Below are 17,684 nucleotides of genomic sequence, written 5' to 3'. Positions count from 1 at the left end.
GGCGTTTACGGCGTCGACCCGTTAGTCATCGTCGGACGCGCCCAGCTGCTGCAGCAGCATGAGCGCCGCGGCCACGGGGCCGGTGCCGTCGTTGGCGTCGAGACCGCGGCCTAGGCCGCTGCCCGCACCGGCACCCGCCTTGTAGGGTACCGACAGCTTGCGGCTCTTGGGGAAGTTCACCGCGCCATAGCGGGTCTTAAGCTCAAAGGCCACCTTCTTGGGCACGTCGACGCCCAAAAACGTGATGCGACCGCCGCTGAGCGTGACGCTCTCGAGCCCCAGGCGCTCGCCGCGAATGCGGATGCGCGCACGGTTGAACAGGTTGAGCCCCGCCAACGGCAGCTCGCCGTGCGCGGCATCGGTCTCCTCCTGCACCTCGTCAATGCTTTCCAAGTCCTCGGCAGCCGCGAGCTTTCGGTACACGAGCACGCGCTGATCCACGGCCGGCATGTACTCCTCGGACAGGAAGTAGTCGGCCGGAAGGTTAATGCCCACGCTCGCGGCCTCCACGCCGGCATCGTCGTCGCCGCGCGCCTCGGCCACGGCCTGGCCCAGCATCTGCGTAAACAGGTCAAAGCCCACGCTCGACAAGTTGCCGTGCTGCTCGGCACCCATAAGCGAGCCGGCGCCGCGGATCTCCAGGTCGCGCATGGCGATGCGCATGCCGCTGCCCAGGTCTTGGAACTCGGAGAGCGCGGTCAGGCGCGCCGTGGCCTCCTCGGTCAGCGGCAGCTCGCCGGGGAACATAAAGTACGCGTATGCCTGCGTGGCCGAACGGCCAACGCGGCCCTTGAGCTGGTAGAGCTGCGCCAGACCCAAGCGCTGCGAGTCTTCGATGATGAGCGTGTTGGCCGTCGCGTTGTCGATGCCGCTCTCCACGATAGTCGTGGCGATGAGCACATCGATCTTTTTGGTCGCGAACTCGATCATCACGTCCTCGACCTCGCGCGGGCTCATCTTGCCGTGCGCCACGCCCACGCGCGCCTCGGGCGCGGCCTCGTGCACGCGCGCCACGGCGTCGTCGATGGTCTTGACGCGGTTGGACACGTAGTACACCTGGCCGCCGCGGCCCACCTCCAGGCGAATCGCCGCACTCACCACGTCGGGGTCGTACTCCCCCACGTGCACGATGACGGGGCGGCGCCCGGTCGGCGGCGTGGTGATCAGGCTCATGTCGCGCACGCCGCTCGTGGCCATCTGCATGGTTCGCGGAATGGGCGTTGCCGAAAGCGTGAGCACGTCAATCTGTTCGCGCAGGTTCTTGAGCTGCTCCTTGTGCTGCACGCCAAAGCGCTGCTCCTCGTCGATAATCACCAGGCCCAGGTTCTTGGGGTTCACATCGGCCGAAAGCAGACGGTGCGTGCCGATGAGCACATCAATCGTGCCCTCGGCAAACGCCTTGAGCGCGCGCCTTTGCTGCGCCGGCGTGCGGAAGCGGCTGAGCACCTCGACCTCAAGGCCAAACGGGGCAAAGCGCTCAAAGAACGTCTCGTAGTGCTGCTGGGCCAGAATGGTCGTGGGGCAGAGCACCATGACCTGTCGGCCGGAATCCACGCACTTAAACGCCGCACGCAGGGCGACCTCGGTCTTGCCAAAGCCCACGTCGCCGCACAACAGGCGGTCCATGGGCTTGGGCGCCTCCATGTCGGCCTTAATGTCGGCGATGGCCTCCAGCTGGTCGCGCGTCTCGTCGTAGGGGAAGCTCTGCTCCATCTCGATCTGCTCGGGCGTATCGGGCGGGCAGGCGATGCCGGTGATCGATGAGCGGCGCGTATAGAGGTCAACCAGGTCAAACGCCAGCTTTTTGGCATTCTTGCGCGCCTTGTTGGTGGCACGCGTCCAGTCGGCGGTGTTGAGTCTGGTCAGGCGCGGCTTGTCGCCGTCGGGACCAACATAGCGCGTGATGCGGTCGACCTGCTCCAGCGGCACGTAGAGCTTGTCGCCGTCGGCGTATTCCAGCAAAAAGTAGTCGCGCTCCTTGCCGCCCACTTCCTGGCGCGCGATCTCGCTAAAGAGCGCGATGCCGTGGGTGGCGTGAACGACGTAGTCGCCCGGCTTAAACGGGAAGGTAATCTGCGTAATGTCCACCTTGCGGCGGCTGCGCGCGCGGTTGGCGTCCATGCGGGCGTTGAGGTCGGCAATTGAGAACACGGCCAGGTTGGCGTCGGGCACCACCACGCCCTGCGGCAGGGCGGCGTCCACAAAGGTCACGCGTCCGCGCGAGATGGTGGGCACGGCGGCGCCGGCGGCGGCCTGGACGGCACCGGCCTCGAGCGACCGAGCGTTGAGTGCATCTGCCTTGCGCTCGCGGATCGAAGCATGGGCCTCCTGGCGTGCGGCGCGATCGGCAGAATCCGCCGCTGCCACGCGCACGCGGTCGCCGATAACACCCGCGTTTTCGGGCGCCGCGGTCAGCGATTCCTCAAAGGTGATGCCCTCGTCGCCAAAGGTAAGCTCCATCGACTCGCGCGCGCCGCGGTCGGGAATGGCAAACACGCAGGCGTAGCGCTTGCCCACGACCTCCTGGATGCGCGTCATAAAGCGATTGTCAGAGCCCGCGATGGCCGGCTGCTCAATCTTGAGCTCGGCCGTCACCGCACCGCCGGCACGAATCAGGCTCACGTAGTTCAGGCGTTGCTGAGCACCAAAGTCAAGCTGCTGGGCACGCACGTACAAGCCGTCCAGACGGTCGACTCCCGCCTCGCCGGCACGGGCCTCGATATCCTCGTAGGCGCGCAGGCAGTCGTCGAACAGCGAGCGTGGCTCGGACAGGACCACGAGCGCCTTGCCGCTCACATGCGACAGCGGGCTCACAGTCTGGCCGTACATCACCGGCAAAAAGCGATCGAGCTCGGGCGTGACGATGCGCGCGTCCACCATCTCGAGCAGCGCCGCCAGCTTGCTGTCGTCCTGGCTGGCGCGATAGAGCGCCACATGCATGTTGTGGACGGCCTCGTCGGTAAGCGCCAGCTCACGGCAGGGGAAGATCTCAATACTGTCCTCGTTACCGATGGTCTGCCCCGTTGAGCTCACCATGCGGCGGATGCGGTCAATCTCGTCGCCAAAGAACTCAATGCGCACGGGCGCCTTTTCCTGCGCGGGAAACACCTCGACGGTGTCGCCGTGCACGCGGAACAGACCGGGCGCGTCCGCGGCGCCAGCGTTGGTGTAGCCCATGCCCACCAGACGCTGCGGCACCTCGTCAAAGGGAATCTCCTCACCCACCGCAAAAGTAGTGGACTCCCAATAGCGGCTCTCGACCGGCGGCACGCAGCGCAGCAGCGCGCGGGCCGAGGCAACCATGATGCAGTTATCGCCGCGCACGATGCGCCCGAGCGCCTCGCAGCGCTGGGCCACCACGGCATCGTCGGGCGCCTGCTCGCGCCAAGGGTAGTCCTTGCGCTCGGGAAAGCGGCACACGTGCGCCAGGCCCACATAGGCGGCCAGGCTGCGCGCAGCGCGATCGGCCGCGTCCTCGCCGCTCACAATGTAGACCGTGGGGCGCGGACGGCGCGCAAACTGGGCGGCGGCCATAAGCGTGCGACCCGACTGAGACACGGCCAGCGTCACATCCTCGCCAGAATCGAGCCCGGCCTCGACGGTCTGCAGCGCCTCGGCAGTGTAGAGCTGCGCGGCTATACGGTGAATGAGCATGCTGTTCCTCCGGCATCGCAACGCCAAAAGCCCGCCGGGGCAAGCTCGGCGGGTCGTACGTCAAAGATCATTGTTTGTCATGGTAGCGCATGGAGAGGACTCCTGCTCAAGGGCAAAACCCGGCCCCGCAAAAAACGCCAGACGAAGATGCATTCCGCCCTACCCCGCTACGCGCACGCTGGGGCACAAATCTGCCAGCGGACACTCGTCGCACTTGGGTTTGCGGGCATCGCAGATCTCGCGACCGAAGGTGATCCACTGATGGTTGACCGACTCCCAATACTCGTGCGGCAAAATCTTGAGCAGATCCTGCTCGGTCTTGAGCGGCTCCTTGGCATGCGTCTTGGGACTCAGCATCAGGCGGTGCGCAATGCGGTTGACGTGCGTATCCACTGCGATGCCTTCCACGATGCCGTACCCCACGTTGAGTACGATGTTCGCCGTCTTGCGCCCCACGCCCGGCAGCTTTACAAGCTCCTTCATGTCGGCCGGTACCTCGCCGCCGTAGTCAGCAACGATCATCTGGGCGGCCTCCACGGCATGCTTGGCCTTACTCTTATAAAAGCCGAGTGACTTAATGGTGTCCGCCACGTCAGCCACGCTCGCCCCGGCCATGGCCTCGGGCGTGGGCCACTGGGCAAACAGCCGCGGCGTCACCTTGTTGACCTGCGCGTCGGTCGTTTGCGCCGAGAGTAGCACCGCGATCAGCAGGCGGAAGGGATTCTCGTGGTCCAAAAAGCACTCGACCGGGCCATAGCGACGGTTGAGGCGCTCACACACCTCGATGGCGCGCTCGCGCTTGGCGGCATTGGTCTCGCGTGGCATAACGACTCCTCGGCTCAACGGCACAATAAACTTATGGGCACAATTGTCCCACGTCCGAGACGCTTACGCCTCCAAGAATGCGCCGGTCTGACGGCTCCACAGACTCGCGTACTCGCCACCCGCCTCGACGAGCCGCGCATGCGTGCCGTCCTCGACAATCTCACCATCGGCCAACACCACAATGCGGTCGAGCGCCGCCACGGTGGACAGGCGATGCGCCACCACAATGGAGGTGCGCCCGCGCATCAGGTTCTCGAGCGCCTCCTGCACCAGCGCCTCGGACTCGCTGTCGAGGGCAGAGGTCGCCTCGTCGAGCACTAGAATCGGCGCGTCGGTTAGGATGGCGCGGGCGATAGCCACGCGCTGACGCTGGCCGCCCGAGAGCTTGACGCCGCGCTCACCCACCATGGTGTCAAAGCCACGGGGCAATCGGTCGATAAACTCCAGGGCATTGGCCAGGCGCGCGGCTTCGCGAATCTGCTCATCAGTGGCGTTGGGACGACCGTAGGCAATGTTTTCGCGAATGGAGCGGTGGAACAGCAGCGCCTCCTGCGGCACGTAGGCAACCTGGCGGCGCAGGCTTTGCTGCGTGCAGCGCGAGACATCCTGACCGTCCACGAGCACGCGGCCGCCCTGGACATCGTCCAGGCGCAGCAGCAGCTTGGTGAGCGTCGTCTTACCCGAGCCCGATTTGCCCACCAGGCCCACGCGCTGGCCCGCCGCCACATGAAGTGTCAGGTCATCGAACACGTTCTCGCCCGCCGCAGCGTCACGGTACGCAAAGCTCAGGTGCTCAAAATCAATCGCGCCCTCGGTTACTTTGAGCTCAGGGGCGTCCGGGTCGTCTGCCACCAAACGCGGCTCGTCCAGCACGCGCGTCATCTCGGCCGCATCGCCCAGCGCACGGTTGATGCGCTGCATCATGGAGCTCACGTAGTTCAGACGCATAGTGAGGTTATACGTATAGGTAAAGATCATGACGAGCGTGCCGGCCGAGATGCCAAACCACGCGTTGCCGCCCGCGACGAACACACTCACCACGGCCATGGTAATGACGATAAGGCCCGAGGTCGTAAAGTTGCGCTGCATCATGGCGTGCATCGAAACCGTCTCGGCGTCGCGCGCGGCGCGGTCGGCGGCATCGAACAGGTCGCGCTCAAAGTCCTCGCGCCCACAGGTCTTGACGGCCAGGATGTTTGTGACCGCGTCGGACAGCACGCCCGACAGCTTGTTCTGCGCGGCGGACGTCGCGGCCGAAAGCGGCATGATGCGCTTATACATAAGCCAGACAAACGCGATGTAGACGACCATGATGCCCACCAGGATTACGGTAAACGTCGGCACCACCGGGGCAAGTGCTACCACCGTGCAGACAACCGAGGTGATGGTGGGAATGAGCGAATACACCGTCACGTCCACCAGACCCGTGTAGCCGCTCATAAAACGGCTCGTCTGGCTCACAAGCGATCCACCGAATCGGCTGGTGTGGAATGTCATGGATTGATTGGAGAGCGTGTCGAAGCACAAGCGCGCCAGGTGATAGTTGCCCGCAATCTCGAGCTTGTAGACGGTGTAGTCCTGCAGCTTGGAGAGGATCTGGCCTACCAGGTTAACGAGCACGAGCGCCAAAATGTAAGGACCAAAGACCTCAAACACCTGGTCGCCTGCCACGGGGCCGGCCTGGACGCGGTCGACGATAAGCGCCATCACGTAGGTGTTGGCAAACGTAAGCAAAAAGATATAGCCCGCCGACGAGAATACCGAGAGAAAGACGATCAGCGGCTGCGTGCGCGTGACATCCCAAAAACGCTGCAACGTGCGGCGCACGGTGGAGCGCTTGAGCGGGCTGGTGCTTCTCTGAGACATGGGCTTCCTTTCACGTCTGATAGGGCGAAACGCCATTGTTGCACACTAAAGCGCACTTCAGGCAAGCACGATGCGAAAAGCGCCCGCGCCTCGCGCTTGCGCCGACGCCCCGCCGTCCGTTGCGGCTAGCCCTCGTCTTCCTGGCCCGCGAGTAAGCCTGCGGACTCCAAGCCCAGAATCGCGTCGGCCTCCTCGGCATCCTCCAGCGCGTCGATGTCCTTGAGCTTGCGCTCCATAACGTTGGTGCGCGTGGTGATAATGCCCTCGACCGTCTTGCCCGCGGTCTCGATCTGCTGCTGCGCGCGACGCAGCGCCGCCTGATAGCGCGGCAGCTCAGCCTTGACGGCGGAAAGCACGCGCAGCACGTCATCGGTGCGTTTTTGCAGCCTAAACGTCTGATAGCTCATCTGCAGGCTGTTGAGGATGGCGGCCATGGTGCTGGGGCCGGCAACATTGACGTGATAGTCGCGGCCCAGGGTCTCGATAAGCCCGGGGCGGCTGACGACCTCGGCGTACAGGCCCTCAAACGGCACGAACAGAATGCCAAAGTTGGTCGTCGCGGGCACGCTCAGGTACTTCTCGCAAATGTCCTTGGCCTCGCGCTTCACCATCATATCGAGCGTCTTGCGCGCTGCGGCGACGGCCTCGACATCACCCGACTCTTGCGCGTCGAGCAAGTGCTCATACGCATCGCCGGGAAACTTGGAGTCAATCGGCAGCAGCACGGGATCGCCCTCGTCTACCGGCAGTTTGACGGCAAACTCAACGCGCTCCGAGGCGCCGGGCTTAGTGGCGGCGTTTTCCAGATACTGGTCGGGCGTAAGGATGTCCGCCAGGATTGCACCCAGCTGCACCTCGCCCAAAATGCCACGTGCCTTCACATTGCCCAGCACGCGCTTAAGGTCGCCCACGCCGGTGGCGATAGATTGCATATCGCCCAGGCCCTTGTACACGGCCTCGAGCTGGTCGCTCACCTGCTTAAACGATGCAGACAGGCGATCGTTGAGCGTACGGGAGAGTTTCTCGTCCACCGTCGCGCGCATCTGATCGAGCTGAACGTTGTTGTCCTTGCGGATGGCGCCCAGCTGGGCATCGACCGTCTCGCGCACCTTGTCCAGGCGGTGCTCGATGCCCTCGCGGTTGGCGCCAAGCTGTTGGGCCGTCTCACGGCGCAGGTCATCCATACGGTCGCCAGCCTGCGAGAACTCACGCGCGATGGTCAGGTAGCGCTGCTGCTCTACGGCGGCGTCGGTCGTCTGCTGCTGCGCGATGGCGCTTGCCGTGCGGCGGGTTTCTGCCAGCGCGACGTTGAGGGCATCGAGCGCGCTGTTGGCCTGCTCGAGCGCCGCAAGCGTCTCCGCATCGTTGCCGCCACGCTCTCGCAACTCGGCACGAAGGCCCCTAAGCTGCAGGACGCAAACCACAGCAACCCCCACCGCCACCAAGGCAATCACAACAAGCGCAATATCAATAGCAGACATAGACTCCGCCCAACAAACCCAATCGATTATCAATCAAAACCGCGATCAATCTTACCCCGCCACACCCACCGGGCGCCCGGCCCCTTCTTGGGTGCCCCTCTCCTCCGCATATTCCATAATGCGGCGCGCCGTCTCCCTGCTCACCTTTGAGTCATCGCCGGCTAAGTATGCGTACACGTTTCCCTTATTCAGATTCAAATCGCGGCAGAGACCGTAGCGCGTTACGCCCGATTCTCCTAGCGCTCCCAATGTTCTCTTTCGCATCAGGGCGTTGATCCTTCTGTCCGCCACTGGCTTTTCCTTCACCGCCCTATACGCACGCCAAACGTTGGCATAACGGTTAGGGAGCTCGCTTTTGGCGCATAGAGACGCCATGCCACCCGCTTGATCGTACAAGGACAAAACGCCTCGGTAATCTTCTTCCATCCACGAGCCCTCGGATAAACCCAGAACGTATTCGGCTTTTCCTTGCGCCAAAGCGAGCAAAAATAGAGGCTCCGCCACGCGCGGCGCAACCGTCGTCGCCTGCTCAAGCAGTTTTCTAAAACTCAGCGACTGCTGTCCGGATAGCTCTCGGCAATAGCCTTTCAAAAATCCCTCAAAAGTCAGATTCAACCGAGCACCTCCTTTTTGTATTGCCTGTATGCGCAGACCATCTCTTGATAGCTCCGCTCCGAAGGCGACGATGCCAGCGCCTCTCCATCGTCGAATATAAGCCGCTCGAGTAGATCCCAATCAAGTCGGTCGATAAACGCTCGACTATGGAGGTCGACGATGTCGTTCGGACGATAGGCATAAAGCTTCATCACCGCCATGTCCTCCAAAGATGGCGTAAAGTACCTAATAAAACGCGCCCCAATCTCCAAGGGGATCAATCGATCTTCGTAATTGAATGGCATCTGATTACAATATGCCACCGCCATACCATTCACCTCGGGATATCGAGCTATGATCTCGCGGAGGCACCTGTCTGCCTCAAACACATCAATGTCATGTGTAACCGACCGATTCGTTACATCGTTTAGCATGAAGGCGCTTCCTCCCACCAATACAACGCTCGGCCTGTCGTCTCTTGGACCTATTTCCAGCTCCGCCTCTTCGTCAATGCCCAAAAGAGTCCGCTCTAAATCCTGCTTATACATAGCAAATCCTATTATTATTCATCTTCAATAATACTATTCAGTCGCACGACAGGACCTACAGATTGCAAGAATTCTACTCGTGGCGATAATCCCTACACCCTAGAAGCCCTAATGTGACAAACGCTAACTCTCCCAGCCGGCGCGGACGGTTGTTGCGACATCGCCTAGGCGCTGGCCCAGGGCCGCTAGATGCTGAAGCACCTCACTAGGCGAGGCGCCGTTGAGAATGCACGTGAGGGCATATGAGGCCAAGAAGATTGCCGCGAGTCCCAACGGGATCAGCGCAATCATCGCTAACGTGCGCAGGCGCTGGCCCACGCGGCGGTGACGTGTGCGGCGCTTGTCGAACGCGAGCTCCTGCGCATATGAATCTTGCTGTACGGAATAGGCCTCTGGTGCCGATTCGCACCCGGGCACAGCTGCAGGTACAGCAGCGGGCACGACATTTTGCGCAAAGGGCTGGACTGCCGCCCCTTGCATTTGCATCTCCATGAGTCGTTGCTGCTGACGCAGCATGCGCTCAGCTTGTTGCTGCGGAGTCTCAAGAAACAGATCCATGCTGGCCTCCAAAATCGGAGCATTCGACGCTTACGACCAGCATCCCGCACCGCCATGACCGCGACAACGCAATCGCCGGCAATAGCCACAAAGTTTCTTTTGCTCAAAAGCTGTCGAAAAGCTCAACAACTCCCCTACCAGCACTTTCTCTGAGCTTTTTTCGCCATCAATCTTTTGGACTTCCGCCTTTACGCCAACTGGCCAAAATCTAACCAAAAGCTTGACGAAAATTGTGAAGACAGGGACCCCCCACAAAAAGTGCCGCCCCAAAGGGGCGGCACACAAACTTATTATCAGCTTTTCTGTAACGAGCATGCGACGACTCAACGCCGGAGCGCAGGGCGGGGAAACCTTTGCCTCGCGCGACCCTGCGAAGCCGTGAGCAAGAGGGAAAGGTTTCCCCGCCCTGTGCTCCGCAGTCGGTGAAGGCAGCTTTACATTCCCGCAAGGCCTCGGGCGGCGGTGGCGCACATAAATGCCAAGACGAGAATCACGAGCGACCCGGCGATGTCGACCAGCACGCCCATTGCACGGCGCTCAAACAACCAGCTCTCAAAGTGCGGGGCGACGTTGCGCCAAACACGCCACAGCAAGATGCCCATACCGATGACGCCCGGGATATTGAGCAGTAGGATCTCGGAGCACAAAAGACCGATCAGGTTGCCGGCGGCAAAGCCCGCATCACCCTCGCAGTATTTGCGGTAGACCATATACAGCATGTACGCCACAAACGGCTGCAAGCACGCAGAAATAAACGTGACCACCATCGAGGGGTCCTGCGAAAAGACCTCGGTGAGTTTATCGACACTCGTAGCGTCCTTCGAAGCCAAGAATAAACCGATAACCACAAGGGGCACCACGCCCAAAATTACCTCGACCAGAGTAAACAACTTGGCAGTCAAATCCTCACTAGCCGAATTCAAATGAGGCGCCCACTCAGGATGAGCATGCGCCCCGACCTTCTTGTCCTTCTCAGCACGATCGGCCTTTTTACCCTCGGCAACCCGACGATCAGGATCCTTGCGAGTTCCCGCCGCAGCAACCCGAGCCCGAGACTTCTTACCCATACAAAAACACCCCATCAGGTAGTAGATAAACTAAAAGTCGCCACCCAGTGTACCCCACCCATGAACGGTGCCGTCCCAACCAGTCCCCATACAAAAACGTGCCGCCCCGATAGGGGCGGCACACAAACTTAGTTATCAGCTTTTCTGTAGCGAGCACGCGACGACCCAAAGCGGGCCGGGAGGGCCGGACTACCTTCCCTCAACGCGACCCTGCGAAGCCGTGAGCGAGGAGGGAAGGTAGTCCGGCCCTCCCGGCCCAGCTCACGCTAGCGCCAAGCGCTAGTAGTTCACCACCTGCTCCTCAAAGTACGCCTTCGGGTGGTTACACACCGGGCACACCTCAGGCGCCTCGGCACCAACGTGCAGGTGCCCGCAGTTCAGGCACTTCCACACCTTCACGCCCTCACGCTCAAACACCTCGCCCGACTCGATGCGCTCGACGAGTTTGTTGTAGCGCTCCTCGTGGGCCTTCTCGACGGCGGCGACACCACGGAACTTCTCGGCGATCTCGACAAAGCCCTCCTCTTCGGCGGTCTTGGCAAACTCGTCGTACATCGTGGTCCACTCGTAGTTCTCTCCTGCGGCGGCATCGCGCAGATTGTCCAGGGTGTCGGGGACGGCGCCATCGTGCAGATACTTAAACCACAGTTTGGCGTGCTCGGACTCGTTGCCAGCCGTCTCGGCAAAGATGTTCGAGATCTGAACGTAGCCGTCCTTCTTGGCCTTGGAGGCATAGTAGCGATACTTGGTGTGTGCCTGGGACTCACCGGCAAAAGCGGTCTCGAGGTTCTTCTTGGTTTGGGAATTCTCAAAATCCATAGGTGTACTTCCCTTCAACGCATGCCGCCCGTAGGCTTCGAGCGGCCTTGTCTTTAGGATGCCCTCATGCCGAAAATCTAAACCTTACAATCCTGTTCTTCAGATTTGCACAGGCTAGATGCTCAGCCAGCGATCGCCCTCGGCTCGGCAAAAGCCCTCACGCTCCAGGTCAGCTAGAATACCCGCGATCAAGTCGCACTCGACCGGCCCGCGACCGGCTGCCGCTTCCATCTCGTTAACGCCCACCACGGCATCAGCAAGCGTAATCCCCGCCGGCTGCCCATCGCGCGCTGCCAGCAACATACGCACGATATGCGCGCGCTTTTGGCGACGCGAGCCCTCAAACTTGGACTGACGACTATAGCTCGCCGACCGCCTGGACGGATTGGGCAGCGTCTTTTTAAGATACGCGCCGTAATCCAGCAACGCGTAATACCACGCGCGCGGCGTGTCGGCATCGTCTTGAGGCGCGGCAAAGGGCGCAATCTCATCCGCCGCCGCACCAGGGGCCGCCGGACAAGCAGCTTGGATCAGCGGCACCAGCTCGCGATCGGGAACGGCCGGCACATCGGGAAAGAAATGATGCAAAAAGACCGTGCGCACGTTGGTCTCCAGATACACGCCCGGAAGATCAAACGCAAACGAACGGATGCCCTGCGCCGTTGCCGGGCCAATACCAGGCAGAGCGACCAAGTCACGCGTCTCACGCGGAAACTCCCCGCCCCAGTCCTCTACAACGCGCTGAGCGGCCCCGTGAAGCGCCAGAGCGCGTCGGTTGTAGCCCATCCCCTGCCAAGCGTCCAAAACATCCGAAGGCGCGGCCTGGGCAAGCGCCTGCACGGTCGGAAAACGATTGAGCCACACCGGCATGCGCGCCTCCACACGCGGCACCTGTGTTTGCTGCAACATGACCTCAGAAAGCCAAATGATGTACGGATCGCGTGTACGGCGCCACGGAAGGTCGCGATAACGCAGGACCCCTTCCGAACGAATCATCGAACGAAAGGGGTCCTGAATCATGGCTATGCTCCTTATGCGGCGCTATTCCTCCCGGTAAGCGCACGCGCAGGTGGCGTACTCGGGAAACGCTTCGCGGTCGGCGAACTTGGGATCGACGGCCGGGAACTGGCGGTGAGCGACGATGTCGCCGAGCGAAACGGAATCGAGGTAGTCGCGCATCAACGCCTGAGCTCCGGCCCACAGGGGATGATAGCAGCACGCGCCCATGCGCGCACAGTCACCATCGGGCGCGGTGCAATCGTTCATAACCATAGGACCCTGAACGGCCTCGACGACCTGGCGGATAGTGACGTCGTCCGGACTAACCTTGAGACGCATGCCACCGTGGACGCCACGCAGGCTCTCCACAATACCGGCCTGGACCAAACCGTGCTGAATCGAGCGGGCAAACGAATACGGGACATTGACCTCTTCGGCAGCGGTGCGAACAGAAAGCAGACGCTCCGGGTCCTCGGCAAGCATCGCGAGCATGCGAAGGGCGTAATCAGTCTTCCTCGATATGTCCATTTTTCCCCTTTCAAGGAATAGGAACAGCTCGAACGAGCTCCGGGGCCGAGCTTACGTCGAGACACCAATGACCGTATGGACGCCCAAATAGCAAAACGGGCGCCCGCTGAATGCCGTTTTTGAAGCCTCTTGCATCAAAAACGGCCCACAGTGCAATTGAGTATAACCTAACCCCCTGCTTCGTTGAACTGGTGTTGCGCAACAAACGCCTTGTATGAGCACATGCCTCAAACGGAGCTTGTCCGGGAATTGGAAGGATTTGCTTTTGGGCGAAAGGGGCCGATGGGATCAAGGTCCTATCAAACGCAAAAAGCCACGTCCGAAGACGTGGCTTTAATTGCGTTGGCGGGAAGTACGGGGCTCGAACCCGCGACCTCCGACGTGACAGGCCGGCGCTCTAACCAAACTGAGCTAACTCCCCAGGCAGACGTTCGCGTTTGTTTCCGCTCGCGTGCGCTGCGGGGATTAGTATACACAGAAGTCTGTCCGGCGCGCAACAACTTTTTTGAAAAATTTTTTGGGGCCATCCGGGAGGGTCTCCGGGGCTGAGGGCGGGGGTTAAGTTTGCTGCTCTACAGTCCTGCGCAAGACGGAAAGCACATTAAGTGCTTTCCTTTGCGTGCGGAACTCGCGACAAACTTAACCCCCGCTCTCAGCCCCGGAGACCCTCCCTGCCGTCACATTATTCAACCAGTTTTGCGGGCGTGCGCCGCTGCGCGGCTAGCCCGCGTGCTCCTCGGCGGGGTTGGTCTGATGAATCTTGCTGAAGCTCCGCCTTTGGCTCAAATGGAAACGGGAGATGCATTGTGCATCCCCCGTTTTTGTTGCGGTTAGTCTAGGTCAATAAACTTGGTGCTTATGATCTTGCCGTCTTTGACGAGCATTCTGGCCATGGTGGGGCCTCGGGTGCCTCTGGGGTAGCTGGCGCTGCCCGGGTTGAGGACTAAGCAACGGCCCACTTGGGCTTCTTTGGTTACGTGGGTGTGGCCGTTGATGGCTACGTCTACGGATCCCACCGGAAGGTCTTCGCGGTAGTGGGCTACGGCGAATTTGAGGCCTTCGTAGGTAAAGAGCGCAAGACGGTCTACATCGGGACCGTAGTCGCGGTAGTAATCGTTGTTGCCCAGTACGGCCCGTACGGGGGCGATGGTGCATAGGTGCTCGTAGTCCATCTCTGACGTGAGGTCGCCGGCGTGGATAATCAGGTCTGCGCCCTCAAGCTCATCCAGGAGCGCAGGCGATAAATAGCCGTGGGTGTCCGAGATGATGTCGATACGCTTGGCGCTTGCACTGTTCATGGGATCCCTTCCGCAAAAAACGATTCGGCAGATACATACAAAAAAGGCCCCACGGCTCCGCAGACGATGGGTCTACAGGGCTGCGGGGCCAGTGTGCTAGAGACTCAGAGCCTTCTTGAGCGGCACGACGCGGCGGCGCGAAACCGGAACGCGTTCGTCGACGCCCGTAATGCCCAGCTGGATGGCACCCGAGGGCACCGTCTCCACATCCGTGACGCACGCCAAGTTGACGATATAGCGGCGGTGAACACGGAAGAAGCCAAAGTCGCAGAGCTTGGCCTCAAACTGCGCCAGCGAGGTCGTCGACAAAAAGCGATCATCGACGGTATAGATGCAGGAGTAATCGTCCTTGGCCATGATAAAGCGAATGTCGTCCACGGGAATGAGCACCTTGCGGCCGCCCTTTTCCACCGGGATACGCTCGATGGTCACCTTGCTGTCCGTAACCGGCTTGGTGCGTTGCATGACCTTCTCGATCGCGCGATCCAAGCGAGCTTCCTCGACCGGCTTCATCAGATAATCGACGGCATCCACGTCGAATGCCTCGACCGCATGGTCACTATACGCAGTCACAAACACGATCGCCGGCGGATTTTTGAGCTTATGCAGCGCCTCGGCAAGTTGCAGGCCCGAGGCACCGGGCATCGAAATATCGAGAAACACGACATCCACGCGACTTTCCATAAGCATCTCGATGGCGGAGCGGACGCTCGACGCCTCCGTGATCGTGCCGATCTTGCCCGTTTGCTCGAGCAGGAAGCGAAGCTCCGAGCGAGCCGGCGCCTCATCATCCACAATCATCGCACGCAGCATAGGGATAAAACCTTTCGTCAACTAACTACGCCGGGCATCCGTCGCATGACGTTGAGCCCGTAGCCTTTTATTTTACTCTTGAATGTCGAAGATGCTCTCTGACAAATCAAGATGAAGGAGCACTTTGGTGCCCTTGCCCGGCGCCGATTCGACACGCGTATAGGAGTGCGGCCCATAAAAGCGATGGATGCGCTCCGAAATATTGTGCATGGCCACACCGGCGCCGCCACCCTGGGGAGAGCTGGCGTCGGGACGGGCAGAACGCTCGTCAAACAGTCTGGCGGCGGTACCCTCATCCATGCCCACGCCATTATCGGCCACGGCAATCAAGATTGCATCCTCGCCGTCTTGGTGAACGGTCACGTCGATCCTCAGGGCGTCGTCATCGCCCATACCATGACGTACGGCGTTCTCGACAATCGGCTGGATCACGAACGCCGGCACCAGCGTATCTTCCACGTCCTCGGACACATCGAACGTCGCAAGCACGCGGTCCTCGCCAAAGCGGGCCTTCTCAAAGGTAAGGTAGCGCTTGGTCTGTGCGACCTCGCGCGAGACCGGAATAAGCGATCCCGAATTGTCGAGCGTGGCACGATAGAACGATGAGAACTCACGAAGCAGTTCGCGGGCCCGCAGCGGGTCGGTGCGCGTAAACGATGCAATGGTGTTCAGCGTGTTGAACAGGAAGTGCGGGTTAATCTGCGCCTGCAGCGCACGCACCTCGGCGCGCGCCGTGAGTTCCTTTTGCACCTCGAGCTCGTGGATGGCGAGCTGCGTGGACAAGATCTCGGCAAAGCCCGAGGCAAGCGCATACTGGGTACGGTCGACGGCGCGCGGGGTCTTGTAGTAGAACTTGAGCGTGCCGACGGTACGATCGCCCACCTTGATGGGGGCGACAATGCCGGCGGGGACTTGGTTGTGCGAGCCGTCCGAGCCCACGACATCCACCATACGGTTGAACGACTGCACGATGCCATGTTCGATAACGTAGCGTGTGGCAAGCGTGTGGATGGGAGTATCGGGCAGCAGTTTTTCCTCAAACTCGCCCGCGCAGGCAAGCACGTTGTCCTCGTCGGTGATGGCCACCGTCATGGCGCGCGTCTCGGGCAAAATGCGCCGGCACACCAAACGCGCCGACTCCTGCGTCAGACCGCCCTTAATGTCCTCGAGCATGGCCGAGGCCACCGAGAGCGTCTCCTCGGTGTACTGGGAGCGCACCGAATCGGGATTGAGCGTCAAAAAGATAAAGATGCACAGAAAGATGCACAGCAGCGCGCAGGCAATCACCGTGGCGATCGGCTCGATACCGGTCACCAAGGCAAAAATAAAGTACACCAGCACACAAATGGCGCAGGCAACGGCAATGATGCGAAAGATTGATATTGAACTATCGCGCTGGGCGCGGCGGTCGATCATTCGGCCCCCTCCAGGATACTGATCAGTTGTGCGTCACGCCAAAGCCCGTCCATGATCTTGGGCCAAAAGCTCTGGAAACGCAGGTAGCTTGCAGCGTTTTGGCGCGCATAGGCCTTTGCCTCGTCGATACCATGGCGCCAGATGCGCAGGTAGCCCTCATGCTCGCGGGTAAACACGCTGCGGACCATAGCGGTCTTGTGCACGCGGTCGTCGAGCTCGCGCGAAATCCACGGGCCCGGGTAGGGCATGAGCGATGCCGCCGTAACGGGAATGAGCTCCTTTTGATGCGCGGCGAATGTCAACTTGGCCCGTTCGTAGTACCAACGGTATACATCCTGCATAAAGCGCGGTGAGCGCTTTTCGGACTCCGGAGGCAGATGGCGCACGGTCCACTCGTTATCGAACCACACGTCGTAGCCAAACATGCGCATGTTAAAGAGGTAATCCAAGTCCTCGCCGCGGGTGATAAACGGGTCAAAGGCCACACGCGTAAAGGCGCGGGCGTGCAGGGCCATCAGGCCGCCGCACACGTAGTTGGAGCGCGAGATGCGGGTGCCCGAAAGCGCCTTTTTCATCCAACGGTTGAACTCGATGCGCTTGGTCCACCAACGATGGCAGATGCCCGCCTTGTCCGTGGGAGCCAGCGGCGAGCCGTCGCGATCGTAGAAATAGCCGCTCTTGACCAAGATCGGCAAGCCCTGACGCGTCTGCTGCCCCAACGCATAGGTCGCGCGCTTCATAAAGTCGGCGTCGATGACAGTCTCATCGTCATCCAAGAAGATAACCGCGTCATGCCCCAGCACAGCGGCGCAGGCTAGCCCCATATTGCGGATGGCACCGTAGCCTCGCAGGCTCACGCACTCGCCCGAACCCTTGGGCGCGATCTGAGCAACCCGGTCTGCGATGCGCGAGGCCTGGGTGTTGGTGACAACGGTGACCTTGAGCGTGGGATGCGCGTCGACAATCTCGTGCACGCGCAGCGACACATCGGCTGTGGCAGAAACGGGACAGACCACCAAAAGGATGATGCGCGGGATGTCACGTACCTGCTCAAGCGAGGCCAGGCAGCGGTCGAGTTCGGGATTGTCGGCGTTGAGTCGCGTCGAATGGTCATAGGTGCCAGGGGCGTTTGCGCAAGCGTCATCGCCCGCCCAATACGTTGGAATCACGACTGTGGCGTTCATGCCTTACCCTCCCTGCAACACAAAAACGGGACGC

The 17,684-nt window shown here is 61.0% G+C and carries 15 protein-coding genes and 1 tRNA gene; all 16 read right to left on the bottom strand.

Translation table 11 applies throughout. The features are described from left to right. Window positions 1-21: 21 nt before the first annotated feature. Entirely contained in the window at window positions 22-3,654 is a 3,633-nt protein-coding gene (mfd, locus tag I2H19_RS02865) for a transcription-repair coupling factor (RefSeq protein WP_195621128.1), read from the bottom strand. Between the two features lie 159 nt (window positions 3,655-3,813). Beyond that, complete coding sequence (nth, locus tag I2H19_RS02860; RefSeq protein WP_035136768.1) at window positions 3,814-4,479, bottom strand: endonuclease III; 666 nt, start codon at window positions 4,477-4,479, stop codon at window positions 3,814-3,816. 63 nt (window positions 4,480-4,542) lie between these two features. Continuing rightward, complete coding sequence (locus tag I2H19_RS02855; RefSeq protein ID WP_195621127.1) at window positions 4,543-6,345, bottom strand: ABC transporter ATP-binding protein; 1,803 nt, start codon at window positions 6,343-6,345, stop codon at window positions 4,543-4,545. A 125-nt stretch (window positions 6,346-6,470) separates the two neighbouring features. Continuing rightward, window positions 6,471-7,826, bottom strand: coding sequence for a DNA recombination protein RmuC (locus I2H19_RS02850; RefSeq protein WP_195621125.1), 1,356 nt, complete (start codon window positions 7,824-7,826; stop codon window positions 6,471-6,473). Between the two features lie 51 nt (window positions 7,827-7,877). Beyond that, a complete protein-coding gene (locus I2H19_RS02845) occupies window positions 7,878-8,441 on the bottom strand; it encodes a transcriptional regulator (RefSeq protein ID WP_195621123.1) in 564 nt (187 codons plus the stop codon). After that, window positions 8,438-8,968: a DUF6036 family nucleotidyltransferase gene (locus tag I2H19_RS02840; RefSeq protein WP_195621121.1), complete on the bottom strand. Its 531-nt coding sequence runs from the start codon at window positions 8,966-8,968 to the stop codon at window positions 8,438-8,440. The genes I2H19_RS02845 and I2H19_RS02840 overlap by 4 nt, the downstream gene beginning before the upstream one ends. A 123-nt stretch (window positions 8,969-9,091) precedes the next feature. After that, window positions 9,092-9,526, bottom strand: a complete 435-nt coding sequence (locus tag I2H19_RS02835; protein WP_195621119.1) for a hypothetical protein — start codon at window positions 9,524-9,526, stop codon at window positions 9,092-9,094. Window positions 9,527-9,960: 434 nt separating this feature from the next. Further along, window positions 9,961-10,593, bottom strand: a complete 633-nt coding sequence (locus tag I2H19_RS02830; RefSeq protein ID WP_195621118.1) for a hypothetical protein — start codon at window positions 10,591-10,593, stop codon at window positions 9,961-9,963. A gap of 279 nt (window positions 10,594-10,872) precedes the next feature. Further along, the gene (gene rbr / locus I2H19_RS02825; RefSeq protein ID WP_035136761.1) at window positions 10,873-11,412 is read right to left on the bottom strand and encodes a rubrerythrin; all 540 of its coding nucleotides are present in this window, start codon (window positions 11,410-11,412) and stop codon (window positions 10,873-10,875) included. A gap of 114 nt (window positions 11,413-11,526) precedes the next feature. Next, a complete protein-coding gene (locus I2H19_RS02820; protein WP_195621117.1) occupies window positions 11,527-12,432 on the bottom strand; it encodes an HhH-GPD family protein in 906 nt (301 codons plus the stop codon). Between the two features lie 21 nt (window positions 12,433-12,453). Then, on the bottom strand, window positions 12,454-12,939 hold the full coding sequence (locus I2H19_RS02815) for an RrF2 family transcriptional regulator (protein WP_138341664.1): 486 nt from the start codon (window positions 12,937-12,939) through the stop codon (window positions 12,454-12,456). Between the two features lie 343 nt (window positions 12,940-13,282). Beyond that, window positions 13,283-13,360, bottom strand: a tRNA-Asp gene (locus tag I2H19_RS02810). A gap of 409 nt (window positions 13,361-13,769) precedes the next feature. After that, window positions 13,770-14,237 carry a YfcE family phosphodiesterase gene (locus I2H19_RS02805; RefSeq protein WP_117821523.1) on the bottom strand — a complete coding sequence of 156 codons (468 nt, stop codon included), beginning with the start codon at window positions 14,235-14,237 and terminating at the stop codon, window positions 13,770-13,772. Between the two features lie 96 nt (window positions 14,238-14,333). Continuing rightward, window positions 14,334-15,050 (bottom strand): LytR/AlgR family response regulator transcription factor, encoded by a 717-nt coding sequence (locus tag I2H19_RS02800; RefSeq protein ID WP_022094115.1) that lies wholly within the window; start codon window positions 15,048-15,050, stop codon window positions 14,334-14,336. A 72-nt stretch (window positions 15,051-15,122) separates the two neighbouring features. Continuing rightward, window positions 15,123-16,466: a histidine kinase gene (locus I2H19_RS02795; protein WP_195621115.1), complete on the bottom strand. Its 1,344-nt coding sequence runs from the start codon at window positions 16,464-16,466 to the stop codon at window positions 15,123-15,125. Further along, complete coding sequence (locus I2H19_RS02790) at window positions 16,463-17,650, bottom strand: glycosyltransferase (RefSeq protein ID WP_195621114.1); 1,188 nt, start codon at window positions 17,648-17,650, stop codon at window positions 16,463-16,465. The genes I2H19_RS02795 and I2H19_RS02790 overlap by 4 nt, the downstream gene beginning before the upstream one ends. Window positions 17,651-17,684 lie beyond the last annotated feature (34 nt).

This window comes from Collinsella aerofaciens (assembly GCF_015560135.1).
Classification (GTDB): Bacteria; Actinomycetota; Coriobacteriia; order Coriobacteriales; family Coriobacteriaceae; genus Collinsella; species Collinsella aerofaciens_AN.
Note: the sequence above shows the minus strand (reverse complement) of the source record. Positions and strands in the feature narration are given on the sequence as shown.